The 24,131-nt window shown below is 71.6% G+C and carries 24 protein-coding genes; 11 read left to right on the forward strand and 13 right to left on the reverse strand.

From position 1 onward, the window contains the following. Positions 1–133: 133 nt before the first annotated feature. The 7 genes from BT98_RS0109010 to BT98_RS28025 are packed head-to-tail and all read right to left on the reverse strand — an operon-like array spanning position 134 to position 6,822. Entirely contained in the window at positions 134–3,004 is a 2,871-nt protein-coding gene (locus tag BT98_RS0109010; protein WP_019459334.1) for a hypothetical protein, read from the reverse strand. Continuing rightward, on the reverse strand, positions 3,004–3,591 hold the full coding sequence (locus tag BT98_RS0109015; protein ID WP_019459335.1) for a protein phosphatase CheZ: 588 nt from the start codon (positions 3,589–3,591) through the stop codon (positions 3,004–3,006). The genes BT98_RS0109010 and BT98_RS0109015 overlap by 1 nt, the downstream gene beginning before the upstream one ends. Further along, positions 3,584–3,964 (reverse strand): chemotaxis response regulator CheY, encoded by a 381-nt coding sequence (locus tag BT98_RS0109020; protein WP_019459336.1) that lies wholly within the window; start codon positions 3,962–3,964, stop codon positions 3,584–3,586. The genes BT98_RS0109015 and BT98_RS0109020 overlap by 8 nt, the downstream gene beginning before the upstream one ends. After that, positions 3,961–4,692: a MotE family protein gene (locus BT98_RS26075; protein WP_019459337.1), complete on the reverse strand. Its 732-nt coding sequence runs from the start codon at positions 4,690–4,692 to the stop codon at positions 3,961–3,963. The genes BT98_RS0109020 and BT98_RS26075 overlap by 4 nt, the downstream gene beginning before the upstream one ends. Continuing rightward, positions 4,689–5,204 (reverse strand): DUF6468 domain-containing protein, encoded by a 516-nt coding sequence (locus BT98_RS0109030; RefSeq protein WP_019459338.1) that lies wholly within the window; start codon positions 5,202–5,204, stop codon positions 4,689–4,691. Before BT98_RS0109030 ends, BT98_RS26075 begins: the two co-directional genes overlap by 4 nt. An 11-nt stretch (positions 5,205–5,215) precedes the next feature. After that, positions 5,216–6,304: a flagellar motor switch protein FliM gene (gene fliM, locus BT98_RS28020; RefSeq protein WP_019459339.1), complete on the reverse strand. Its 1,089-nt coding sequence runs from the start codon at positions 6,302–6,304 to the stop codon at positions 5,216–5,218. After that, entirely contained in the window at positions 6,301–6,822 is a 522-nt protein-coding gene (locus BT98_RS28025; RefSeq protein ID WP_019459340.1) for a flagellar basal body-associated FliL family protein, read from the reverse strand. Before BT98_RS28025 ends, fliM begins: the two co-directional genes overlap by 4 nt. A gap of 256 nt (positions 6,823–7,078) precedes the next feature. On the opposite strand from BT98_RS28025, the gene BT98_RS0109045 reads away from it, so the two are divergent. From BT98_RS0109045 to flgH, 4 genes are all read left to right on the forward strand, one after another. Next, positions 7,079–7,816 (forward strand): flagellar hook-basal body complex protein, encoded by a 738-nt coding sequence (locus BT98_RS0109045; protein WP_019459341.1) that lies wholly within the window; start codon positions 7,079–7,081, stop codon positions 7,814–7,816. 83 nt (positions 7,817–7,899) lie between these two features. Further along, complete coding sequence (flgG, locus tag BT98_RS0109050; RefSeq protein WP_019459342.1) at positions 7,900–8,685, forward strand: flagellar basal-body rod protein FlgG; 786 nt, start codon at positions 7,900–7,902, stop codon at positions 8,683–8,685. Next, the gene (flgA, locus tag BT98_RS0109055; RefSeq protein ID WP_019459343.1) at positions 8,685–9,617 is read left to right on the forward strand and encodes a flagellar basal body P-ring formation chaperone FlgA; all 933 of its coding nucleotides are present in this window, start codon (positions 8,685–8,687) and stop codon (positions 9,615–9,617) included. The genes flgG and flgA overlap by 1 nt, the downstream gene beginning before the upstream one ends. A 14-nt stretch (positions 9,618–9,631) precedes the next feature. Beyond that, a complete protein-coding gene (gene flgH, locus BT98_RS0109060; RefSeq protein ID WP_019459344.1) occupies positions 9,632–10,369 on the forward strand; it encodes a flagellar basal body L-ring protein FlgH in 738 nt (245 codons plus the stop codon). Between the two features lie 57 nt (positions 10,370–10,426). Here the strand turns inward: flgH and BT98_RS0109065 are convergent, their stop codons facing one another. After that, complete coding sequence (locus BT98_RS0109065; protein WP_019459345.1) at positions 10,427–10,612, reverse strand: CsbD family protein; 186 nt, start codon at positions 10,610–10,612, stop codon at positions 10,427–10,429. Positions 10,613–10,704: 92 nt separating this feature from the next. On the opposite strand from BT98_RS0109065, the gene BT98_RS0109070 reads away from it, so the two are divergent. Continuing rightward, positions 10,705–11,418, forward strand: coding sequence for an SOS response-associated peptidase (locus BT98_RS0109070; protein ID WP_019459346.1), 714 nt, complete (start codon positions 10,705–10,707; stop codon positions 11,416–11,418). Between the two features lie 21 nt (positions 11,419–11,439). On the opposite strand, the gene uraH is transcribed toward BT98_RS0109070, so the two are convergent. The 3 genes from uraH to BT98_RS23825 form a co-directional block, all read right to left on the reverse strand. Continuing rightward, positions 11,440–11,790, reverse strand: coding sequence for a hydroxyisourate hydrolase (gene uraH / locus BT98_RS0109075; protein WP_019459347.1), 351 nt, complete (start codon positions 11,788–11,790; stop codon positions 11,440–11,442). Beyond that, the gene (locus BT98_RS0109080; RefSeq protein WP_019459348.1) at positions 11,787–13,220 is read right to left on the reverse strand and encodes a SidA/IucD/PvdA family monooxygenase; all 1,434 of its coding nucleotides are present in this window, start codon (positions 13,218–13,220) and stop codon (positions 11,787–11,789) included. The genes uraH and BT98_RS0109080 overlap by 4 nt, the downstream gene beginning before the upstream one ends. Before the next feature lie 117 nt (positions 13,221–13,337). Continuing rightward, positions 13,338–15,305, reverse strand: a complete 1,968-nt coding sequence (locus BT98_RS23825) for a putative bifunctional diguanylate cyclase/phosphodiesterase (RefSeq protein ID WP_162175652.1) — start codon at positions 15,303–15,305, stop codon at positions 13,338–13,340. Between the two features lie 301 nt (positions 15,306–15,606). On the opposite strand from BT98_RS23825, the gene BT98_RS0109090 reads away from it, so the two are divergent. Continuing rightward, positions 15,607–16,869, forward strand: a complete 1,263-nt coding sequence (locus tag BT98_RS0109090) for a M20 family metallo-hydrolase (protein WP_019459350.1) — start codon at positions 15,607–15,609, stop codon at positions 16,867–16,869. Between the two features lie 62 nt (positions 16,870–16,931). Here the strand turns inward: BT98_RS0109090 and BT98_RS0109095 are convergent, their stop codons facing one another. Further along, positions 16,932–18,113 (reverse strand): M20/M25/M40 family metallo-hydrolase, encoded by a 1,182-nt coding sequence (locus tag BT98_RS0109095; RefSeq protein ID WP_019459351.1) that lies wholly within the window; start codon positions 18,111–18,113, stop codon positions 16,932–16,934. A gap of 160 nt (positions 18,114–18,273) precedes the next feature. On the opposite strand from BT98_RS0109095, the gene BT98_RS0109100 reads away from it, so the two are divergent. The 5 genes from BT98_RS0109100 (at position 18,274) to BT98_RS0109120 (ending at position 22,651) form a co-directional block, all read left to right on the forward strand. After that, positions 18,274–18,966, forward strand: coding sequence for a hypothetical protein (locus BT98_RS0109100; protein ID WP_126281950.1), 693 nt, complete (start codon positions 18,274–18,276; stop codon positions 18,964–18,966). Beyond that, a complete protein-coding gene (locus BT98_RS0109105) occupies positions 18,966–19,715 on the forward strand; it encodes an aspartate/glutamate racemase family protein (protein WP_026032902.1) in 750 nt (249 codons plus the stop codon). Before BT98_RS0109100 ends, BT98_RS0109105 begins: the two co-directional genes overlap by 1 nt. Positions 19,716–19,858: 143 nt before the next feature. Continuing rightward, positions 19,859–20,776, forward strand: coding sequence for a KPN_02809 family neutral zinc metallopeptidase (gene ypfJ, locus BT98_RS0109110; protein WP_019459354.1), 918 nt, complete (start codon positions 19,859–19,861; stop codon positions 20,774–20,776). Between the two features lie 202 nt (positions 20,777–20,978). After that, a complete protein-coding gene (locus BT98_RS0109115) occupies positions 20,979–22,283 on the forward strand; it encodes a PQQ-dependent sugar dehydrogenase (RefSeq protein ID WP_019459355.1) in 1,305 nt (434 codons plus the stop codon). Next, the gene (locus BT98_RS0109120; protein ID WP_019459356.1) at positions 22,280–22,651 is read left to right on the forward strand and encodes a c-type cytochrome; all 372 of its coding nucleotides are present in this window, start codon (positions 22,280–22,282) and stop codon (positions 22,649–22,651) included. The genes BT98_RS0109115 and BT98_RS0109120 overlap by 4 nt, the downstream gene beginning before the upstream one ends. Positions 22,652–22,725: 74 nt before the next feature. Here BT98_RS0109120 and BT98_RS0109125 read toward each other — a convergent pair whose 3' ends face one another. Next, the gene (locus BT98_RS0109125; protein ID WP_019459357.1) at positions 22,726–24,066 is read right to left on the reverse strand and encodes a glycosyltransferase 87 family protein; all 1,341 of its coding nucleotides are present in this window, start codon (positions 24,064–24,066) and stop codon (positions 22,726–22,728) included. Between the last annotated feature and the right edge of the window lie 65 nt (positions 24,067–24,131).

Raw genomic sequence — 24,131 nt, forward strand, 5'->3', positions numbered from 1 at the left:
TGTGAGCCGGCAGCGCCGATCAGGTCAGTTGTTGCGGAGGGCGCATATGGGGCATGGGGGTCCAGGGGGCAAGCGAAATCGGGACTTCACGGGCCGAAAAAAATGCGGCCCTCCCCCGCGCCGCGCACGATGCTCACCGCGCCGCCCCCGCATCGGCCCGCAACTCATCCAGCCGACCGGAAAATCCCCGGAAAAGGTTCAGTTCGCGCTGCAGCCTCGGCAGGTCCGCCATCCCATGCACCGGATCGAGGGTCAGGGCGTTGAAATCCTGGCTTAATTTCCCCTCCCCCATCTGTGGTGCCCAACGTGTGCGCAGGCCGCCCAGACGTTGGGCATCACCCGAAAGCACGGCATAGGCGGCGGCACGCAGAAGCAACTGGCGCCGCGCGTCGTCCATCTCTCCCTGGGCCGCCGCCGCCAGTCCGGCCAGTGCATCGGACGCACCGGCCCAGTCGTGACGCGCGGCGAGAATCCCGGCGAGCTGTTCCGCTCCATCGCTGCCCAGGCCACGCAACAAGGCGACGGCATCATCCTCCTTGCCCTGCCGCGCCAGCAGGCGCGCGGACAGCAGCGTCCGCTCCCGCACCAGATCCGGCGGCAGAAGCTGAGCGCCACCATCCGACAAGGCCGCAGCGGCGCCGGCAGCATCGCCGCTTTCCAGACGCAGGCTGGCGAGGCGTAGTCCCAGCCGCGCGCGCGCCTCGCCCGAAGCCCCGGCCATGCCGCGCACGAGAAGCTCCGCCGCGCGTGCCGGCAGGTCGAGCGCCACCAGGCGATCCGTGAGGCCGAGCAGCAGGCGGCCCTGATCCGGATCGGCAGCCAGCAATTGCGGATTGGCGTCCGCCAGCGCGATGGCAGCCACCGGCGAGTCCTTTTCCAGCGCCATGGCCAGTGCCTGCCGCATCGGCGGACGCAGCACCGCTTCCTGATCGGGGAAAAGGCGCGCGGTTTCCTGCAGCATGGCCAGCGCGGCACGGCCATTCCCCGCCTGCTGCCGCAAGGCGGCGATCCGCTGCCGCGCCGCCAACTCCTCGCCCTCGCCGCGCCAGCTGTAGAGCGCTTCCTCCAGCGCATCCGCCGCGGCAGCGGCATCGATCTGCCCGCCCGCCAGGCGCAGTTCCACGGCATGGCGGATGGCCCGCGCCCGCGCCGGCCGGTCACGGCCGCGCATCGCCTCTTCATAGGCGGCCAGCGCGTCGTCTCGGCGTCCCTCCGCCTCGGCCAGCCGCCCACGCAATTCCGCCAGGGCCGGCACCGCGCCGCCCGCATCGAGAACCCGCCGCGCCGCCACCCGCTCGCCACCTGCCAGCAGGGCCTCCACCGCCGGGCTCAGCAGCCGCGACCTCAGCGGCAGCGGATAGGCCAGCAACACCGGCACGGCCGCGGCGATGCCAGGCGCCGCCTCCCGCCCTTCCCCGCGCGCGCCGCGCAGCAGTCCCTGCCAGAGTGCCGTCTCGTCGGTCCTGGGCAGGGCCGCGTCCTCCAGTGCCCTGGCCTCGTCCAGGCGGCCGCCGAGCAGCGCCGCCGCGCCTTGCAGCGCCCGCAGCACGGGATCGAGCCCCGCCTGCGGATCTTCCTGGAAAGCCAGGCGCAGCATGGCCTGCGCCTCCTGCGCCTGGCCCAGGGAAAGCAGGGTTTCCGCCGCCGCCCGCCGCAGAGACGTGCGCTGCAATGGCGCGGCCGAGGCGATCCCGGCCTGTTGCGCCCGCAGGCGCTCGGACAGCGCCGCCGCATCCAAGGGCGGCAGGTCGAAGAGGCGCGTCATCCCGCGCGCCTCGGCGGCAGGCGCCTCCGGCCCCGCCGCGCTTTCCCCGGCGCCCGAAAGCAGGAAGCGGCCGGCGCCGGCCCGGAAATCCACCGCATCGCCGCGCGCGAGCAGAGCCGCGCCCAGCACGGTCGGCAGCAGTTCGGCCTGGGGCAGCCGCCGCGCCTGCGGCACCATCTGGTCCGCCTCCCGCACCGTGCCCACCAGCAGCGGCAGGCCCGTTTCCGGATCGGGCAGGGCCACCACGCGGCCCGGCGCGACGGCACGCAGCACCAGCATCCCGTCCTCCTGACCGGCGCGGATCGAACGGGCCTGCGGCAGTGCGGGCACCGGCTCCAGCAGCCAGCGTTCACCCTCCCGCCGGGCCCGCAGCGCGGCGGGCGCGGCGAGGCGGAGGCGCAGCACCGTGGCTTCCGGCAGGGGCAGCAGGTCGGCGGAGCCGAAGACCGGATCGTCGCGCAGGGCGGAAAGATCCAGCGGCCGGGCGAGATCCGACACCACCAGCAGAAGGTTGCCCCGGCGCAGCACCGCCAGGCCCGCCTCCGCCGGCAGCGGCAGGGCGAGGACCCGCGCCTCCCCAGGGCGCGCGAGGACCCGCACCGGCAGGCCCGGCGGAGGCTCGGCCCGCGTCGCGGCGGCGGGCGCCGCAGGGGCGAGGGGCGGCGCCACGGGCTGCTCCGCCGCCGGAAGCGGCGTTACGGAAGCCTGCATGGGCGCCGGAACCGGAAGCGGCACGGGAAGCGGCACGGGAAGCGCCTGGGCCGGCTGGGCACTCTCTGGCCCGTTCCGCCGCGCGGGCGGCTGCCGCCCGTGATTCCGCGCCTCGCGCGTCGCGGCCTCGCGCGCCGGGGGCTTTGCCTCCGGCTTCCGGGGCGCCGGCGGATCGAGCACGTCGAGGACGATGCGCTCGCCCAGGCGGAAGGGACGGATCTGCGCGCCGCTGCGAAGGGTCACCTCCACCCCGTCCGCCACGCCGCGCAGGGCCAGCACGTTGCGCGGCAGCTTCGCCGGCATGCGTAACTCGCCGGGGCTTTCGAAGTGCAGCATCGCCCGGTCGCCGAGCTGCTCCAGGCGGTAGCCCGTGGGCAGGGACCAGTCGAAGACGAGCCGACCCATCCCCGGATGCTCGCCGGAGCGCACCGCCACTGGCTCGGCCCGCCCGGGCAGGGCGGCGAGAAGCAGCGAGACACCGAGCGCCAGCCCCATGGCGACGGCCTTTTGCCGGTCGGGGGCGCGCATCAGTCGAAACTCGCCAGAAGGGCATCGATCTCCGCCTGGGACGAGGCGGCGGCCGGCAGTTGCGGGCCCTGCGCCAGCCGCTCGCCCTCGCTGCGCTCCGGCACCCGTTCCCGCGTGGCGGCAACGGGCGCGCCAGCCCTGGCCGCCGGGCCGAAGCGCTGGGTGATCTGCTGCACGCGGCCCTCGATCTCCTTCAGCGCCGCCACCACCTTGGCGATGCGCTGGCCCGTGATGTCCTGGAAGGAACAGGCCTCGTAGATCCGCGTCACCGCCTCGCCGATCCGGGCCGCCGGTGCCGCGGGCAGTTCGGGGAGCAGCCGCTCCAGGGTCTCGCAGGTGTCGAGGATCTCGTTGGTGGCGGTGGCGGTATGCTCCACCACCGCATCCAGCTCGTCGGTCGCCACCGGGATGTGCTCGGCCTCGATCTCCTCCACCCGCAGGGCGGCGATCTCGGCCTTGGCCTGGGCGATGGTGCGCCCCAGCGCCTCCAGCTCCGCCAGCAGCACGATCTCGTTGGTGGTGATGTCGCCGCCCATGCTGGCAAGGACGCTGCGCACGGCCTGCTCGATGCGTTCCTGGTCAGGCATCCTGCATCACCTTGGCGATCTTCTCGCGCAGCGTCTCGGCGTTGAAGGGCTTGACGATGTAGTTCGAGACGCCCGCCTGCTTCGCCGCGATCACGTTCTCCGTCTTGCTCTCGGCGGTGATCATGATGAAGGGCGTGGACTTCAGCCGGGCATCGGCGCGGACCTCCTTCAGCAGGTCCAGCCCCGTCATCGGCTGCATGTTCCAGTCGCTGATCACCAGCCCGAAATTGCCGGCGCGCAGCTTCGACAGCGCCTCCTGCCCGTCGGACGCTTCCTCGACATTCTCGAAATCCAGCTGCTTCAGCAGGTTCCGGATGATGCGCAGCATCGTCTTGTAGTCATCGACGATCAGCACGTTGATGTTCCTGTTCATCGCCTGGCATCCTGGCTGTTGTCGGGTCCGTCCGGGTCGTTGGCCCGGCTGCGGTGGCGGGCGAGCTCCGCGGTCAGGAGCCGCGCGCGGTCGGGACGCATGGCGCCCAGCACCGGCGCGGCCTTGGCCTCCCGCATCCGGTCCACGATCCGGACGAGCACGGGCATGTCGAGCTCGTCGAACACGGCGGCCGCGTCGCGCGGCCGCATGGTCTCATAGGTCTTCACCAGCCCGCGCCAGCCGGCCTCCTCGCGCTCGTTGCGGGACTGCTCCAGCTTCTCCAGCCGCGCCTGCAGCGCCGCCATCTCGTCGAGGCGCGACTTCAGCCGGCTCTCGGCCGCGGCGAGGACGGCCTCGCGTGCCGCCAGCGCCTGCTCGCGCCGCTCCAGCTGCCCGCGGCGCTCGCGCAGGCTTTCCAGCACCGCCCGCTCCGCGATGCTGACGGGGTCCGGCTCCGGCACCGGCATGGCGGGGGCGGTGGACGGCTTCGCGGCGGCGGGCGCGGCCCCATGCTGCACCGGGTTGGGCGACACCGGGTCGGGCGATACCGGAGCGGGCGGCGCGGAAGCGGTGGCGCTGGCGATCAGCATTCCGTCCAGCCGCCCCATGGACGGGATGCCGGGCAGCCCCGCCGGCCATTCCACCGCCTGACCGAGGGCCAGCAGCTTGCAGCCCGCCAGCAAACCACCGCTCAGCATCAGCAGCGGCAGGAGACGCGGCCGGCTCATCGGGCCAGCCTCAGGGCGCGCAGCAGGTCGCGCTCCGCCTGGCTGCGGGGGACGTCCTGGGCATTGCCGGCGGGCACCGCGTGGCCGGAGGGGCGCTCCGGCATCGCCATGGCCTCCGGCACCGTCTCGGCCCGCGCCACCGGCGCCACCGGACTGGGCTCCGCCGTCGCGGGCGCCACCACCAGGGGCCGCGCCTCCCGCACCAGGGCCTCCAGCCGGTCCGCCATCAGGCTGGCGCGCTCGGTCAGGAAGCGCAGGTCCTCGCCCAGCGGCTCCGCACGCGCCAGCGTGGCCGACAGGGCGCGGTCGGCCTCCTCCGTGCCGCGCCGCATGCGTTCCAGCGCGCGTTCCGCCTGGCGTGCCGCCTCGCCCAGCTCGGCCGTTCCGCTTTCCAGCGCCGGCCTTTCGCGGCGCAGGGCGGCCAGCCGCCGGTCCAGCCGCCAGACGAAGGGAATGGCGAGGCAGAGCAGCAGCACCACGACGCCCTGGAGAGTCCATTCCACCGTGTTCATCGCCAAGGCCCTCAACCCATCCTCACGACGCCGGCACCGTCGCGGCGCAACTCGTGCTCCACCCGCACCGCCAGCCGGTTCTCCCGCCGGCCGAGCTGCCCCTCGAAGAGCGGCACGTCGCCGCAGCGCAGCCGCACCGGCGCCCCGGACGCGACGTTGAGCGCGATGCGGTCCCCGGGCTTCAGCGCGGTGATGGTGGACAGCGGCAGGGTTTGCTCGTCGAGCACCACGTCGAGCCGCACCAGCGTGTGGCGCAGCTCCTCGGCAAGGTGGTTCTCCCAGATGCTGTCGCGGCCGAAGCGTTCGCCCATGAACTGCTGCAGCAGCACCTCGCGCACCGGCTCCAGCGTCGCATAGGGCAGGATCATGTCGAGCCTGCCGCCACGGTCCTCCATCTCGATGCGCATGCGCGCGAGCACGGCGGCGTTGGAAAGCCGGGAGATGGCGGCGAAGCGCGGGTTCACCTCCAGCCGCTCGAAGCAGAACTCCACCCCGGCGATCGGCGAGAAGGCGTGCCCCAGGTCGGACAGCACCACGGAGATCAGCCGCTCCACCAGCGTGCGCTCGATGGTGGTGTAGGGGCGCCCCTCGATCCGCATCGCGGAGGTGCCGCGCCGCCCGCCCAGCAGGACGTCCACGATCGAGTAGATCATGGCGCTGTCCACCACGATCAGGGCGTGGTTGTCCCACTGCTTCACCTTCACCACGGCCAGCATGGCCGGCAGCGGGATGGAATCGAGATAGTCGCCGAAACGCATCGACGTCATGTTGTCGAGCGACACCTCGACATTGTCCGAGGTGAAGTTGCGCAGCGTCGTGGTCAGCAGCCGCACCAGCCGGTCGAAGACGATCTCCAGCATCGGCAGCCGGTCGTAGGAGACCAGCCCGGCATCCACGACGCGCTCGATGCCGCTGCGGTGCCGTTCCTCGGTCTTCCCGTCGAAGCCGAGCAGGCTGTCGATCTCGGCCTGGTTCAGGACCTTGGCGGCATCCGGCGCCGGGGCCGGCATCTCCTCGATCCCTTCCACGGCCTCGGCCAGCGAGGCACCCCAGGCGGCCGCGAGATCGTCCTGGCTCCCTTCCTCCGCCGCGCCGCTCATTGCACGAGGATCTCGGTGAAGAGCACGTCGTTCACGCGCGCCGGTGCGGCGGCGATGTTGGCGCGCGCGATCAGCTCCTCGCGCAGCCGATGCGTGCCGATGCTGCCGCGCAGTTCCTCGGGCCGCATCTCGCGCAGATAGGTCTGGAACAGGTCCAGCAGCCGCGGCATGGCCTGCCGCGCCGCCTCCATGTCCTCGGGCCGCGCCAGCTCCAGCTTGGAGCGCAGGCGGATGAAGGTGCCGCGCCGCCCGGGCGCGTTCAGGTTGGACAGGATCTCGGGCATGTCCAGATAGGTCACGGCCGTGCCCGCCGGCGGGGCGGCTTCCTGCGTGCCCCCATGCGCGCCGCCCTCCTGCGGCGGCGCCTCCGCATGGCCGCCTCCGGAGGCGCCGCCGAGCAGGCCGGAGAACCAGGCCCCCGCGCCGCCAGCCAGCAGTACCGCCGGCACGGCCAGGAGCAGGAGCTTCCTGCGGCCGCCCGCGCCCTTCTCTTCCACGGGTTTCTCGGTCTTCGCCATGCGCCGTCCTGGCCGCCCCCAATCCGGAAGATCCGCGGCTCACGCCGCCTGCTGCGTCGCGGAAGATGCGATCCGAACCCTTAAGGAAGGCTTTCCCCCCGGCAGGGATTCGCCCGCACCCGGCAGATCCTGCCGGGGCGGCGGCAATTTCCGGCCCGCGCCCCTCCCTCCCCGGCGGCGTCCGGGCTGGCACGCGGGTTGCGGAACACGTTCCGTCGGCGCCCGGTGCGCGCCGCATCCGCAAAGGGGGCCCAGGATGGACAATGCCGGCTATATCGCGCTTTCCCGCCTGATGGCGCAGGCGCGCACCACGGCGATGCTGGCCAACAACATGGCCAATGCGGACACGCCGGGCTTCCGCGCCGCGCGGCCGGTCTTCGCCCAGCATCTCGACCGGCAGCACGCAGTGGACGAGCCCCGCGGCGGCAGCGAGCTGGCCTTCACCTGGGACCGTGCCGCCTGGCGCGACACCGCGCCCGGCCCGGTGCAGACCACCGGCAACCCGCTGGACGTGGCCATCTCCGGCGAGGGCATGTTCGTCCTCCGCACGGAGAAGGGCGAGCGCTACACGCGCGCCGGCCGCTTCGCCCTGGGCGCCGACGGCACGGTGGTGGACCCGGAGGGCCATGCGCTGCTCGGCACGGGCGGCGAGCCGATCCAGCTCGGCCTGAACGACACCCGCATCACCATTTCCGGCGAGGGCGTGGTGTCGAGCGAGAATGGCGAGCTCGGCCGCATCCGCATCGTGCGCTTCGCCGACGGGCAGAAGCCGCAGGCGGAGGGCGACCGCCTCTTTGCCAGCGACACGCCGCCCGAGGCGGTGGACCGCCCGACGCTGGTCCAGGGCGCGGTGGAGGGCAGCAATGTCCGCCCCATCCTGGAGATGACGCGCATGACCGAGGAGCTGCGCGAGTTCCAGTTCACCGCGCAGTTCGCGGAGCGCGAGGATGAACGGATCCGCAACGCTCTCGACCGCATCCTGAAGAAGCGTTGAGCGGGGGCGATGCCTTGAACCGCCCCTGGAAACGACCGAACAGCAAGACCGTCCGCCCCCGCGCGGCGAAAGGGAACTGACCGATGCGTTCGCTCTGGACCGCCGGCACGGGCATGATGGCCCAGCAGACCAATGTGGAGGTCATCTCCAACAACATCGCGAACATGAGCACCACCGGCTACAAGCGCCGGCGGGCCGAGTTCCAGGACCTGATCTACCAGAATGTCCGCCGCGTCGGCTCGCAGAGCTCCGACACGGGCACAAGCCTGCCGCAGGGCGCGCAGGTCGGCCTCGGCGTACGCACCGCCGCGATCTACCGCATCCACGAACAGGGCAACCTGAACCAGACGGACAACAAGTTCGACCTGGCGATCAAGGGCAACGGCTTCTTCCAGGTGCAGCTTCCCTCGGGGGAGACCGCCTATACCCGCGACGGCACCTTCGGCCTCGCCGCCGACGGCACCATGGTCACGGCGGAAGGCTTCACCGTCCTTCCCGGCATCCAGGTCCCGGCCAATGCCACCGACGTCACCATCAACGCGACCGGCGAGGTGCTGGCCAAGATCGCCGGGCAGGAGCAGCCGCAGAATGTCGGCCAGGTCCAGCTCGCCGTCTTCGCCAACGAGGCGGGGCTGGAGGCGATGGGCGATAACCTGCTGATGGCCACCCCGGCCTCCGGCGCGGCGCAGGTCGCGGCCGCCGGGCAGCCCGGCTACGGCAACGTCATGCAGGGCTTCGTGGAAACCTCCAACGTCAACGTGGTGCAGGAGATCACCAGCCTGATCACCGCCCAGCGCGCCTACGAGATGAACTCCAAGGTCATCACGGCGAGCGACGACATGCTCTCCACCCTGACGCGGCTGAAGTGATGCGCGCCACCCGCCCGCCCCTGCTCGCGCTGCTGCTGCTCGTGGGCCTGCCCGGCCTCGCATGGGCCGACCTCGCCAGCCTCCGCCCGCATGTGGTGGTGGAGGACGAGGTGGTGCGGCTGGGCGACGTCTTCGCCGATCTCGGTTCGGAAGGGACGCGCGTGCTCGGCCCGGCGCCCCCGCCGGGGCAGCGTATCATCGTGGAAACGCCCCAGCTCCTCGCCATCGCGCGCGGCGCCGGCATTTCCTGGCGCCCCTTCGCCAGCGACGAGCGCGTGGTGATCGAGCGGGCCGGACGCGCCCTGGCGCGCGAGGAATGGCTGGAGCCGCTGCGGGAGGCGCTGTCGGCCCAGGGCCTCGACCCGGCGATGGAGCTGGAGATCCCCGGTTTCACCACGCCCATGGTGCCGCTTTCCGGCCTGGTGCGGGTGGAGGTGGCGCAGCCCTGGCTCGACGGCCGGCGCTTCGGCGCCACGCTGGTCCTCGCGGCGGAAGGGATGCCGACCCAGCGCCTGCGCATCGCCGGGCGCGGCCATGCCACGGCGCCGGTCGCCATCGCCACGCGGCGCCTCGCGCTGGGCGAGGTGGTGCGCGCCGGCGACGTGCAGGTGCAGCGCCTGCGCACCGACCGGCTCCGCCCCGGCCTCGCCGAGGATGCCTCGCTCGTGGTCGGCCAGCAGCTCCGCCGCCCGGTCATGGAGGGCGCGCCCTTCGCACTCCGCGATCTCGGCGCTCCCGTGCTGATCGAGAAGAACACGACCGTGACCATGGTGGTGGAACGCGGCGGACTGCTGCTGACCGCCCAGGGCCGGGCGCTGGAGGCCGCACCACGCGACGGGGTGGTGAACGTGATGAACCTGTCCTCGCGGCAGATCGTGGAGGCGCAGGCCATCGGGCCCGGCCGCGTCCGCGTCGGCCCGCCGGCCCGCTAGAGGAGAGCCCTGACATGCGGCGCGCCCTGCTGCTTCTCCTGCCGTTGGCGCTCGCCGCCTGCGGCTCCACCGAGCGCCTGGCCCGGCTCGGCCGGGCGCCGGACCTGGCCGGCATCGTCGATCCGACACGCGATCCGGACTGGAAGCCGGTGACCATGCCGACGCCCGCCCCCACCGACACGCGCCAGCTCAGCGCCAACAGCCTCTGGCGCCCGGGCAGCCGGACTTTCCTTCGGGATTCCAAGGCGGCCTCGGTGGGCGACCTCGTGACGGTACTGGTTTCGATCTCCGACAAGGCCTCGCTGGCCAACGACACGGAGCGCAGCCGCGACAATTCGGAGGATATGGGCATCCCGCGCCTGCTGGGCCTCGATGCCTCCTACCTGCGCTTCTTCCCGAACGGCTTCGACCCGACCAAGATGGTTTCGGCCAGTTCCGCCAATTCCAGCGAGGGCAAGGGAACGGTGAAGCGCAACGAGGAGATCACGCTCCGCGTCGCCGCGACGGTCACGCAGGTCCTGCCCAACGGCAACATGGTGCCCGCGGGGCGCCAGCAGGTGCGTGTGAACCACGAACTGCGCGACCTGACGCTGGCTGGCATCATCCGCCCGCAGGACATCGCCTCCGACAACACGGTGAAGCATGATCGGCTGGCGGAAGCACGCATCTCCTATGGCGGCCGCGGCACGCTCAGCGACGTGCGGAAGCCGCGCTATGGGCAGGAGCTGCTGGACTCCATCCTGCCTTTCTGAACGCGAAAAAGGGCAGCGCAGCCCAGGCTGCGCTGCCCCTACCTGAGGATGGTGGCCTCAGTGCTTGTCGGTGACCTCACGGGCCTTGTCCTTGATGCCGCCGGCGGCGTTCTGGACCTTGCCCTCGGCGCGGTCTGCCTTGCCCTCGGCTTCCATCTTCTTGTCGCCGACCACGGAACCGACATTCTCCTTGACGGCGCCCTTGGCCTGCTTCAGCGAACCTTCGATGCGGTCCTTGTCCATGTGACGGTCTCCTCTGTCGTGTACGGTCTGCATCAGGAACGTGGCGAACCATGGGCTGGTTGCAGCGGCCGGCCGACACCAGATCCAGGATCATGTGCGGACGCTATTACCTCGAAGCCAGCCCGGCGAAGCTGGAGAAGCAGTTCAGCCCGAAGAACCCGCTTCCCAATCACCCAGCCAACTACAACGTCGCCCCGACGCAGGAGAGCCTCGTGCTGCGCTTCAACCCTGCCACGGGGGAGCGCAGCCTGGACCCGCTGCGCTGGGGGCTGGTGCCGCGCTGGGCAAAGGATGCCAGTGGCGCGGCGAAGCTGATGAATGCGCGGTCGGAGGGGGTGGCGGAGAAACCGTCCTTCCGCGACGCCTTCGCGAAGCGGCGCTGCCTCGTGCCGGCCGATGGCTTCTATGAATGGCGGCAGGAGGGGCCGGGGCCGAAGCAGCCCTATGCCATCGCGCTGCGTTCCGGCGAGACCATGGCCCTGGCCGGCCTCTGGGAGGGCTGGAAGCAGCCGGATGGAAGTTGGCTGCGCACCTATACGATCGTGACCACCGAGGCGACGGGCAAGATCACCGCCCTGCACCACCGCACCCCCGTCATCCTGCCGCCGGAGCACTGGGACGCCTGGTTGGGGGAGCGGGAGAGCGGAACGGAGGGGCTTCTCGGCCTGATGCAGGCACTGGATGCAGAGAAGCTGCGCGTCTGGCCGGTCAGCAAGCGGGTGAACAGGTTCAGCGAGAACGGCCCCTCGCTGCTCGCCCCCGTGAGTGACGCACAGCCGCCGGAAGGACTGAACGACCCGCCCTGATCCCGGGGCGGGCCGCCCCGTTCAGGAGCCGCGATAGGTGCTGTAGCTCCAGGGCGAGCAGAGCAGCGGCACGTGGTAGTGCCCGCCCTCCGCCGTCAGCCCGACGCGGATCGCCACCCAGTCGAGATAGCCGGGGTCGTTCCCCTGGTCGGTGAAGTAGTCGCCCACGCCGAAGCGCAGCTCGTAGCGTCCCGGCAGGAAATCCTGCGGCGAGAGCAGCGGCGCGTCCGTGCGGCCATCGGCATTGGTCACCGTTTCGGCCAGCAGCGCCGGGGCCGGCGCGTCCACGCGCCAGAGCTGCACCGCCATGCCGGCGGCGGGGCGGCCGGCAGCGGTGTCGAGCACATGGGTGGTAAGGGCGGAGGGCTTCACTCCGCGGCCTCCAGTTCCTGCGGGATCTCGCTCACCAGTTCCTCCATGTCGAAGGAAAGTAGCGCATCCATGTGCATCTCCGCATCGTCCAGCCACAGGCTCCGGCAGATCCCGTCCACCAGCCGCGGCACGCCATACTTCATGCCGCTGATCGAGGCGCCGGACAGGCCCATCGAGGGCGTGGCGCCATAGCCCATGAAGTGGATGTGCCGCAGGAAGGGCGCCTCGCCCGGCATCCTCTCGCGGAAGGCGAAGCCCGGCGTCAGGTAGGGGCAGGCGGCGAGGTTCGGGAACTCCAGGCCCGCCGGCGGCGTATAGGCGTCGCGCCACAGCAGGATATGCGGCGCGATCGCCGCCAGTTCCGGCCGCAGGGCGAGGTTGAAGGCCGTGCCGGTGCCGACGATCACATGGTCCGCGCGGTGCTCGCCGCGCGGCGTCTCCAGCACCACTTCCTCGCCCTCCATGCGCGCCCCCTGCACCGGGCTGCCCATGTGCAGCGCGAAGCGTGGGTCATGCGCCACGCGGTCCCAGCTTTCCTGCGGCGGCGGCTGGTTGAGGTCGAAGATGTGACGCATCATCCGCCACTTCAGCGGGTCCGGCATGGCGTGGAACTGGCCGAGGAATCCCGCCTGCTCCATCCAGCGGAAGGGGTTGACGCGTGGCATCCGGCGGCGCCGCACCAGCATCGTGCCCTGCGCCGCCCCGGCCTCCAGCGCGGTGGCGAGGTTGTCGAAGGCGCTGGCCCCCGCCCCCACCACCAGGATGCGCCGGCCCTTCAGCGCCTCGAAATCGACATGGCCCGAGGTGTGCGACACGCGCTCCCCCGGCAGGCCGTCGAAGGGCGCCGGGATCGACCAGGCGCCGGTGCCGTCCATGCCTGTGGCCAGCACCATCTTGCGCGCCTTGACCACGCGCTCGCCCTCCGGCGTGCGGAAGCGCAGCAGGAGCAGGTCGGCCTCCGGATCGTGGCCGACGGAAAGCAGCTCGTGCTCGTGCCGGACCGGCAGGGCCAGCACCTGCGCGTACCAGTCGAGATAACGCTGCCAGTCCACGCGCCCGATCTTGTGCAGGTCCTCCCAGGCCTCCAGCCCGTCCCGCGCCTCGAAGAAGGCGCGCGGCGTCAGCGCGGCCACGCCCAGGTCGGGACCGCTGACATGCTTGGGCGTGCGCAGCGTGCGCATGCGCGCGAAGACCGTCCAGCAGCCCGTAGCGCCCGGCTCGGCCCGGTCGAAGACCGCGACGTTCCCGACCTTCTCACGCCGCAGGCCGAAGGCAGTGGCAAGGCCCGTCTGCCCGGCACCGATGATGGCCACGTCCAGCGCGCCGTCGGTGCGTTCGGGAACCCATGGGCGCTTGGGGTAGTCGAGAAGTTCCAGCTGCCGGCGGACCTCGGCCTCGAGCGCGGTCAGGGTATTGGCCATCACGGACATCGCATCTCCTTGCAACGCAGCATGACGAGCGGCGGGGCCGGCAGCAAGGGGCAAGCGTAACGATGCCGCACCGGAACCGTGGCCGGCCGCCCCCCCTGCCAAGGCTCAGCCGCGCGGTTAGCCGTACTGGGGCACGCGCTCCAGGCGTTCCAGCACCTCGGCGGCGGTCAGCGGTCCGTCGAAGTGGAAACCCTGCCCCTCCGTATAGCCGGCCTGCATGGCGAGCCTCACCAGCTCCTCGTTCTCCAGCCCCTCCACCGTGGTCGCCATGCCCAGGCGGCGCGCCAGGTCGGCCATGGTGCGCACGATGGCAAGGCAGTCCGGCCGCGTGGCCATGGCATGTACGAAGGAACGGTCGATCTTGATCTTCTCGAAGCGGAAGCGGCGCAGGTAGTCGAAGGAGGAATAGGCGATCCCGAAATCGTCGAGGGCGATGCCGATCCCCAGTTCGCGCAGCTCCGCCAGCGTGGCCAGCACCCCGGCATCGTCCTGCAGCAGCAGGGATTCCGTGACCTCCAGCTCCAGCCGCCGCGCCGGGAGGCCGGAGGCCGCCAGGGCCCGCGCCACGGCGATCAGCAGCCCCCCATCGGCGAACTGCCGCGGCGACAGGTTCACCGCCAGCCGGATTTCCTCCGGCCACTGCGTCGCATCGGTGCAGGCCTGCCGCAGCACCCAGTTACCGATGGGCACGATCAGCCCGCTCTGCTCGGCGACGGGAATGAAGCTCTGCGGCCCGATCAGGCCCAGCCGGGGATGCCGCCAGCGCAGCAGCGCCTCCAGCCCGGTGATCCGCCCGTCCGCCAGATGCACCTGCGGCTGGTAATGCACCTCGAACTGCCCCTCGTGCAGCGCCGCCACCAGATCGGATTGCAGCCGCTGCCGCTCCTCGGCCGCCTGCAACAGCCGTTCCTCGAAGAAGCGGCAGGTGTTCCGCCCCTCCCCCTTGGCCTCGTAGAGCGCGAGGTCGGCATGGCGCATCAGCATGACGGCGTCACCCCGCCCGGGCGCGAGGTCGGCGATGCCGATGCTCACCCCGGGCATGATCAGGCGCCCTTCCATCTCCAGCGGCCGGTTGACGACCCGGCCCAGCCGCATGGCCAGGTCCGACAGCGCTTCCCGCTTCAGCCCCAATGGCGGCAGTACGGCGAACTCGTCGCCACCGAGGCGCGCCACCATGTATTCCTCCGGGCCTTCCTCCGGCACGCTGCCGCGCAGCCGCCGGGCGATCTCCCGCAGCATGTCGTCGCCCGCGACATGGCCCAGCGTATCGTTGACATCCTTGAAGCAGTCGAGATCCAGCAGCAGCATCGGCACGCGGCGATGCGCCCCCCGCCCGCTGCCGCGCGCCGCGCCGCGCCGCGCCGGCGGCGCCAGCCGCTCCGCCAGCCGGTCCAGCAGCGCGCGCCGGTTCGGCAGGCCGGTCAGCGGATCCTCCAGCGCGATGCGCCGGATCTGGCGGTTCTGCTGGACCAGCAGCGCCGACAGCCCCACCCCGGCGGCGATCATCGCCAGCAGCACCGCGATAAAGGCGACATAGAGGCCCCGCAGCTCGGCCTGGTCCTCGCCGACGAGGTTGCTGCCCTCCATATGCGTGGCCGCGGCGAGGCGGATCATGGGCACGTTCAGCGCGCCCAGCAGGAGAAGCATCTCCCGGCTGCTCTCGTCCGAGGCCGGCTGGTCGAGCAGGGCCTGCACCCGCTCGATCGTCTCCTCCAGCCGGTCCAGCAGCCCGGCATTCTCCGGATTGCGCCGGATCAGCATCCGCACCTCGCCCTGCCGCAGCACGGAAAGCCGGTTGCGCAGGATGTCGAGGCGCAACTGCACATCCGCGCGCTCCACCGGCATGTTCGGCATGGCATAGGCCGCGAGCTCGGTCTGCAGCCGCATGAACTCCACCGCGCCGAGCGTGGTCTCGAACATGCTGTTGTAGCGGGTGAGCGCCTCGAAGAGATTCTGCTGCCGGACGGTAAGCGACGCGATGAAACCCGCCGCGCCGGCCAGGCCGCCCATCAGCACGATCAGCGACACGCGCAGCCAGCGCTGGATGCCACCCTCGGCTCCCGGCAGGCGCCTGCGTCGTCCCACGGGTTTCACCTGCTCCGTCACGCGAGGATGGCATCCGGCGGGGCCGGGTCCGGAGATATCCTCTTCCGCGACGCTTTCCGTCAAGGCAAGATCAAAGGCACGGACGGCCGAGTCGCGGAAAGACCGTGCCGGATGCGCGCCTCCTCCAACGGGAATGCCTGCCGCCCCGCGCGGATGCCCCGCCCGGGCATTCGCCGGAGCCCGTTCCACCGGACGCACGGCGCCCTGCCCCGCCCTTGATCCCGCGGGCGGCCGCTCCCAAAACGGCGGGGCAACAGCCCATGCAGGAACAGGCGAGACGATGACCGACACGGCGCCCCCCAACCTGATCGCGGCGGTGGACCAGGACCGGCACTGGGACCGGCTGATGCGGATGGCGCGGATCGGCGCCATCCCCGGCGACGGCGTGAACCGCCCCTGCCTCTCGCCGCTGGACCGCGAGGCGCGGCGCCTGCTGATCGGCTGGGCCACGGATCTGGGCCTGACCGTCTCGGTCGATCCGATGGGCAACCTCTTTCTGCGGCACGAGGGCACGGACCCGGAGGCGGCGCCGGTGCTGACCGGCAGCCACATGGACAGCCAGCCCATGGGCGGCCGCTTCGACGGCATCTGGGGCGTGCTCGCCGGACTGGAGGCGGTGCAGGCGATCCGCGACAGCGGCGCCACCACGAGGCACCCGATCGAGATCGTGGCCTGGACCAACGAGGAAGGCGGCCGCTTCGCGCCCGGCTGCATGGGCTCCATGGCCTGGTCCGGCCATTCCCCGGCCGATACCTGGGACGCGGTCGCCGATTCCGAGGGCGTGACCTTTGCCCTGGCCCTGGCCGGGCAGCGCGAGGCCGAGGCCGACCTGCCGCAGCGCCCGCTCGGTCCCATCCGGCAGCCGGTCGCCTATCTGGAGGCGCATATCGAGCAGGGCCCGCTGCTGGAGGCCGGTGGCTACGACATCGGCGTGGTCACCGGCATCCAGGGCAGCCGCTGGTTCCTGGTCGAGCTGCGCGGCGAGGCCGCCCATGCCGGCACCGCGCCGCTCGCCCTGCGCAAGGACGCGGTGCAGGACATGGTGCGCGCCATCAACGCGCTGAACGCGCTGATGACCGATCCCGAGGACATCCTGCGCTTCACCGTCGCCCGCATCGAGGTCACGCCGAACACCTCGAACTCGGTGGCGGAGCTGGTGCGCTTCACCATCGACTTCCGGCACCCCGACAAGGACGTGCTGCTGATGAACGGCGACGCGATCGACAACACGATCCGCTCCGCCGTGAAGAACTGCGAGGTCACGGTCACCGAGCGCTTCCACGCCCTGCCGGTGGATTTCGACATCGGCGTGCTGGACACGGTGGAGGCCGCCGCCCAGGCCCAGGGGATGCGCGCGCTGCGCCTGCCCTCCGGCGCCTTCCACGACGCGCAGTTCATGGTGCCGGTCTGCCCCACGGGCATGATCTTCGTGCCCAGCCACAAGGGCATCAGCCACAACCCGGCGGAATATTCCTCGCCGGAACAGCTCGCCGCCGGCGTCCGCGTCCTGGCGGCCTCGCTGCTCTCGCTCGCCAGGGGCTGAGCGGGGCGCGCCACGAACCATGGGAGGCGGCGCCTCCCATGGGACAGGGCGGCACCAGAGGTTCAGACGCTGGCGAGCAGCCCGGCCAGGAGCTTCGCCCGCGGCACGAGGCTGTCCACCTCCAGATGCTCGCCCAGCGTATGGTGGCCCGCGCTGATCACCCCCAGCCCGTCCAGCGTCGGGATGCCCAGGGCGCCGGTGAAGTTTCCGTCCGAGCCGCCGCCGGCGCTGCCATGGCCGATCCCGGCGCCCAGCCGCTGCCCGATGTGCCGGGCCTTCTCATAGAGGCCGAGATCCGCCTCCGAGGGCTCCCAGACCGGACGGGTGACGCCGCGCCGCACCGCCAGCGCCACGTCGGGGGTGGAGGCGCGCAGGCCCAGCATCCGCTCCACCGCCGCATCCAGGTCCTGCTGCCGCCTGGCCATGGTCAGCGCCTCGGCATCGCAATGCGTGGCGACGCAGTTCACCCACTGCCCGCCATGCACGACGCCGACCGAGAAGGTGCAGGCCTCGGTCGTCATGGCCTCGATGGCCAGCACCTGCCGGCACATCTCGCGGATCGCGCTGCGCCCCTCCCCCGGCGAGGCACCGGCATGGCTGGGCCGGCCGGTGGTCCGCAGGCCGAAGCGCGCGATGGCGTAGCGGCCCGTCACCAAGTCGCCCAGGACCGGGCTGCGCCCCGGGCGTCCCGGTTCCGGCACCAGCACCACGGCATGGCGCCGTGCTTCCGCCTCGATCAGGTCGCGGGTGGAGGGGCTGCCGATCTCCTCGTCCGGCGTCAGCAGCACCGTGATCGGGCGGGAGGCCGGGATGCCGGCGCGGACCATCTGCCGGATCGCCTCCAGCGCCAGGAAGGTGCCGCCCTTCATGTCGCCGATCCCCGGTCCGTAGCAGCGACCGCCATCGCGGCGGAAGGGCAGCGCCGCCAGCGTTCCCACCGGATGCACCGTGTCGAGATGCGCCAGCACCAGGATGCCCGGCTTCTCCCCGTCCGGATGCGGAAAGCGCGCCCGCACGCAGCCGCCCAGCATCACGCCGGTCGGCCCCGGACGGCCGGGGATGCGCTCGATCCGTGCCCCGGTCAGGGCGAGGTCGCGGGCGGCGAGGTCCATCATCCGGTTGACGGCGGCGGCGTCGAAGGTCGGGCTCTCGCATTCCACCCAGGGCCGCAGCCCCTCCAGGATGGCATCGGTCTCGAAAGGCAGGGTGAGGGCGGCGGCGAGCGGGTCGGAGGGAGTGTTCATGCCCCCATGCTTTCCCGCCCGGCCTGCCCCGGCAAGGCCATATCCGCGCCCTGCTCCCGCCGGATTGCTGCGCCGCACGGCTGGGATTCGCGCGATGCGGCGCGGCAGGCTAGCTTCTCCCGCAATGAACGACACATCGCGACCCTTCCTCCGAAGGATCATGCCCCAGCTCGGCCCCATGGGCTGGGAAGGGGCGGAGCTGTCCGCCAGCGAGTACATGCTGCCCCTGGGGGCGGAACAGCGGGCCGAGATCGAGGCCGGCCCCGAGGCGCCGGGCCCCTGCATCGAGGCCCTGGCCGGAACGATGCGCCCCCGGCTGGACCATGGCCAGGGCTTCATGCTGCTGCGCGGCCTGCCGCGGGACCTGCCGGCCGCCTCGGTGCTCCGGGCGCTGGGCCGGCATCTCGGCACCGCCCTTCCGGCGGAGGCCGACCCGACCTTCTGCGACGTCCTGCTGCTGCGCCCGGACGCACCGGCGCGCCTCACGCTGCTGTCCGCCGCCTCCGTCCACAACGCCCTTCTGCTGCGCGACAAGCCGCTGCTGACCAGCCTCTATGCCGCCAGCCCCGCCCTGGGCGACGGGATCGCCTTCCAGGTCTCCGGCGGCGTCTTCGCCGGCTATCGCGGACCGGCGGTGCCTGAGGCGGCGGTGCCCGAGACCCTGCGAACGGCGCTGGAGGCACCGGGCCTTTCCCTGTCGATGCAGGGCGGCGACGTGCTGGTGCTGAACCCCTTCCTGGTCTGGCTGCGCGACAGGCCTGAGGCCTCCCACCTGGCGCTCCGGGCGTCGCAGACGCGGATGGACTTTCCCGAATGGGCGCCGCCGATGCAGAGCCTGGCCGCCGCCGGCTGATGCGCATCCTTCTGGCGAACGCCAACACCACGGAGGCCATCACCGAGCTCTGCGCCGCGGCGGCGCGCGGCACGGCCTCGCCCGGCACCGTGATCGTCCCCGCCACGCCGCGCTTCGGCCCGGCGGTGATCTCCACCCGCGCCGAGAACGCCATCGCCTCCCATGCCGTGCTGGACCTCCTGGCCGGCTATGCCACGGGCGAGGACAGGGTCGATGCCGTGCTGCTCGCCGTGTCCCACGACACGGCGCTGGAGGCGGCGCGGCAGCTCATGCCCTGCCCCGTGCTCGGCATGACCGAGGCCGCCTGCCTGACCGCCTGCATGCTCGGCGCCCGCTTCGGCCTGGTCACGCTGGGCGGGGTGGAGATGTACAGCGAGCTGATGGCCCGGCATGGCCTCGCCACCCGCTGCGCCGGTCTGGAAGGGGTGGACGCCACCCCGCCCCAGGCGCTGGAGGACCCGGAAGGCGTGGCCGCGAAGGTCGGCGCCGCGATCGCCCGCCTCGTGTCCCAGGGCGCCGATTCCGTCGTGCTCGGCGGCGCCGCCCTGGCGGGGATGGAGGAGCGGCTGCGGCGCGACGCCTCCGTGCCGCTGCTGGAGGGCATCGCCTGCGGCGTGCGGCTGGCGGAGATGCTGGTGCGCATGGCCCCGGGCAAGCCGGCGACGGGCGCCATGGCCGCCCCGCGCGGCCGGGGCAGCATCGGCCTTTCCCCCGCCCTGGCGGCGCTGCTGCAAGGTCCTCCCGGCTAGGCGTCCTTCCTTCCCGGGCGACCATGCCGCGGCCACGATCCTCCGCCATGCTCCGCCCGGCTCATGACCGGCGCCCCCGGTTCCGCCGGGGGCAACCGGCCGGCCCGGGCGGACGTTGCCGGAAGCGGAACGAGGAGGGACAGATGCGGCTCGATGGACCCGAAAGCGAGAACGTCGAAGACCGGCGCGGCCAGGGCGGCGGCTTCCGGGGCGGTCTCGGCGGCGGCGGCGGCTTCCGCATCCCTGGCGGCCGTGTCGGCGGCGGCCTCGGCACCATCGCAATCCTGCTGATCGCCGCCTTTCTCGGCGTGGACCTCACCGGCATCGTCGGAGACGACCCCGGGCAGCCCGCCCCGCAGGAACGCCGCCTTGATCCTGGGCAGGCGGGCAACGGCCAGCAGGCCGGGCGCGAGGATGCCGGCCGCCGCTTCGTGGCGCAGGTGCTGGGCGAGACCGAGCGCGTCTGGACCGACCAGTTCGCGCAACTGGGCCGCACCTACCACGACCCCACCCTGGTCCTCTTCTCCGGCGTCACGCGCTCCGGCTGCGGCACGGCGCAGTCGGAAACCGGCCCCTTCTACTGCCCCAACGACCAGAAGGTTTATATCGACCTCGACTTCATGCAGCAGTTGCAGAACCGGCTGGGCGCGCGCGGCGACTTTGCCGCCGCCTACATCATCGCGCATGAGGTCGGCCACCATGTGCAGAACGAGTTGGGCACGCTGGAACGCGCGCACCAGTTCCAGGCGCGCTACGGCGGCAACAGCCCGGAATCCAACCAGGTCCAGGTCAGGGTGGAGTTGCAGGCCGATTGCTATGCGGGCGTCTGGGCCAATCTCGCGAACCGCGAGCGCCACATCCTGGAGGATGGCGACATCGAGGAGGGCCTGAACGCCGCCGCCGCCGTGGGCGACGACCGTCTGCAAAGGCAGATGCGCGGCACCGTCCAGCCGGAAACCTTCACCCACGGCTCCTCGGCGCAGCGCGTGCGCTGGTTCCGGCGCGGGCTGGAAGGCGGCAACATCCGCGCCTGCGACACCTTCGGCACGCAACAGCTCTGACCACGGCCTCGGGGCGGAAGACCCGCTCCGGGTTCCCGCCGCCGGCCGGTGGGGCCTCGTCCCCCGGCCAATCCATCCAGGAACGGCCCCGGCGCGCATCCCCCGCGCCATTGCACAACCGTTGCGATCCGGCCGGCGCGGAGGCAGTCTTCCACCGGGGGAACACGGCACGAGAAGCCGCGGCCCCGGGAGAGGAAGCACCATGACGGGTTCCAGGAAGAGCGGCGCCGCCCTTCTGTTCGCGACGCTGCTGGCGGCGGCCATGCCAGGACCGCAAGGGGAGGCCCGGGCGCAGCCCGCACCGCCACCGGGCGGGGACGCCGTGCAGAAGCTGCAGGAATTCCGCGGCACGGGTGCCAGCCGGGACATGGAGACGGTGCCGCAGACCGGCCGCCGCGCCGACCAGATTCGCCGCAACCTGGAACGCATCCGCCTGCCGGAAGGCTTCCGCATCGGCCTCTACGCCCTGGTGCCGGATGCGCGGCACATGGCTGTGGGCCCCTCCTCCGGCGTGGTCTTCGTCGGCACGCGCAAGAACCGGATCTGGGCCGTCACCGACCGGGACCGGGACCGCGTGGCCGACGAGGTGAAGGTCTTCGCGCCCTCCGTCACCTTCGCCATCCCGAACGGCCTCTGCTTCAGCCCGGACGGCATCCTCTACACGGTGGAGCAGAACCGCGTCCTGGCCTTTCCGGCGGCGGAGTTCTTCTACGAGGGGCCGGATGTCGCGGCGGCAACGGTGGTGCCGCAGGGGCAGCTCATCCCGGCCGCCGAGGAGAGCTTCAACCACACCGCCCGGGTCTGCCGCATCGGGCCGGACAACAAGCTCCACATCGCCCTCGGCCAGCCCTTCAACGTCCCGCCCCCGGCCAAGCGCGCGCTCTATGACCAGTGGGGCATCGGCGGCATCATCCGCATGGACCGGGACGGCCAGAACCGCGAGGTCTTCGCCCGCGGCATCCGCAACTCCGTCGGCATCGCCTTCCGCCCCGGCACCAGCGAGCTCTGGTTCACTGACAACCAGGTGGACGGTATGGGCGACGACACCCCGCCCGGCGAGATCAACCGCGCCACGAAGGCGGGGCTGAACTTCGGCTTCCCCTGGTATGGCGGCGGCACGGTCCGCACCGCCGAATACGCCAAGGACACCGTGCCCGCCGACGTGGTCCCGCCGGTGGTGGAGATGGCGCCCCATGCGGCAGACCCGGGCATGACCTTCTACACCGGCCGCATGTTCCCCGAGCTCTATCGCGGCGCCATCTTCGACGCGCAGCACGGTTCCTGGAACCGCAGCCAGGCGGTCGGGGCACGGGTGATGGTCACCTTCCTGAACGCCGATGGCAGCGTGAAGGAAAGCAAGCCCTTCGCGGAGGGATGGCTGGACGAGGAGACCAACGAGTATTCCGGCCGCCCGGTGGACGTGGCGCAGCTGGCGGACGGCTCCCTGCTGGTCTCGGACGATGCGGCCGGGGCGATCTACCGAATCTCCTATGGGGACCGGAATTGAAGCGAGGCGCCACGGCCGGTCGCCTCCGCCTGCTGGCCGGCCTGCTCACCCTCGGCGTCCTGGCGCCGGGGGGATGGATGGCACCGGCATGGGGGGCCGAGGGCGACGCGCGGGCCGGGCGCCGACTGGCCGGCGGGCAATGCGCCGGCTGCCACGGCAATGACGGGCTGGCGGTGGTGCCGGGCGCGCCCAACCTCGCCGGGCAGGTCGCGGATTATCTCGGCACCAAGTTGGCCGCCTTCCGCTCCGGTGCCCGGCAGCAGGAACAGATGAACCTCGCGGCCCGCGAGCTGACCGACGCGCAGATCGCGGATCTCGCCGCCTGGTACGCCTCGATCCGCGTCGAGGTGGAGATCCCGGGGCGCTGACGCCCGCCACAGCGGCCGCGGCGGGGCACCGTCCGGCGCGGCCGGCGCGCGTGACCGCGCACCCCTTCCCGGCTTCAGGAAATCTGTGCCTGGGGCGTCCGCCTGTCCTGGTCCAGCCGTTCCGGACGAGCCGGCGCGGCGGCCGCCATCTCCTTCCGATCCCGCAGGTGGCGGCGCAGCAGCAGCAGCAGCGCGGCCGTGGCGAGGAACACGCCCAGTATCGGCAGCTTCGGGATGTCGAAGAGGAAGCGGGTATAGGTCAGCACGGCCGCGGCCTGCATGCACAGCGCGGCCGGCCAGAGGCCCGGGCGGAGCAGGGCGAGCACATAGGTGAGGACGCCCGCCGCGATGAAGTAGCGCTCATGCATCCGGGGCGCGAAATAGGGCACCAGCAGCGCCGCCAGGGCCAGCATGGTCACCAGCTGCGCCGGCCCCGGCCGGCCACGGCAGGTCAGAAAGGATAGCAGCAGCGCGCCACAGGCCAGCAGCGCGAGGGCCACGCCCGCGAGGATCATGCCGTCGTGCTGCGGCAGGACGGCCTGCAGCCAGAGGAAGGTGTCGGGAGCCAGGCGCGACAGCAGGGGCGGCTCACGGAAATCCGCCGGATAGGCGACGAGCTGCTGAACGATCAGCCAGGGATTGGGTGCCGCCATCGACAGCAGCGGATGCTCGCCATACTGGCTGGCATAGAAGGTGAAGAGCTCCCGCAAGGGCCGCCCCGCCAGCACCGCCGGCAGCATCATCGCCGCATAGGTCAGCGGCACCAGCATGGCATCGCGCAGCGCCCGCAGGGCGCGCCCTGGCACCGGCAGGTCTCGCAGCAGCAGATAGGCGACGAAGGGCGCGACCACGGCGGCCAGTGGCTTGAAGGCCAGGGCGATGCCGAACATCACCATGGCCCAACCGCGCCTTCCCCGAAGCAGGGCATGGAGGAAAGCCAGCAGAAAGGAGACGTAGATCACGTCCGACTGGCCCCAGACGATGCTGTTGAGGCTGATCTCCGGCAGCGTGGCGAAGATCACCGCCGCCAGCAGGGAGAATTCCCGCGACCGGCCCACCGCGCGGCAGATGCCATGGACCTGTGTCGCCCCGAACAAGGTCCAGAGCATGGAGCAGAGCTTCACCGCCACGATCGGGCTGAGCCACCCGTCGGTCAGGGTGCAGAGGACGAGAACGTAGATATAGGGCGGGGTGTAGTCGGAGAATCCGCCATGCAGGGCGGCCAGCCGGCCCTCGGCCAGGATGGCCTGATACCAGGGAAGCAGGAACACCCCGAAATCGCTGTTGGAACGGGTGATCCAGAACCAGGCCATCGCCAGGGCCGCCAGGGAAAGAACGAGTGCCAGGCCACGCATCACCACGAGGGCGCGCGCCGATTCCGGCGAAACCGTCTCGATCTTCTGGATGTGCGCCATGTGACTTGCTTTTTCTTTACCAGAACATGGCAATAGCAAAATATTTCAAGAATGCTATATTAAAG

The sequence above is a fragment of the Roseomonas mucosa ATCC BAA-692 genome (assembly GCF_000622225.1).
Taxonomy (GTDB): Bacteria; Pseudomonadota; Alphaproteobacteria; order Acetobacterales; family Acetobacteraceae; genus Roseomonas; species Roseomonas mucosa.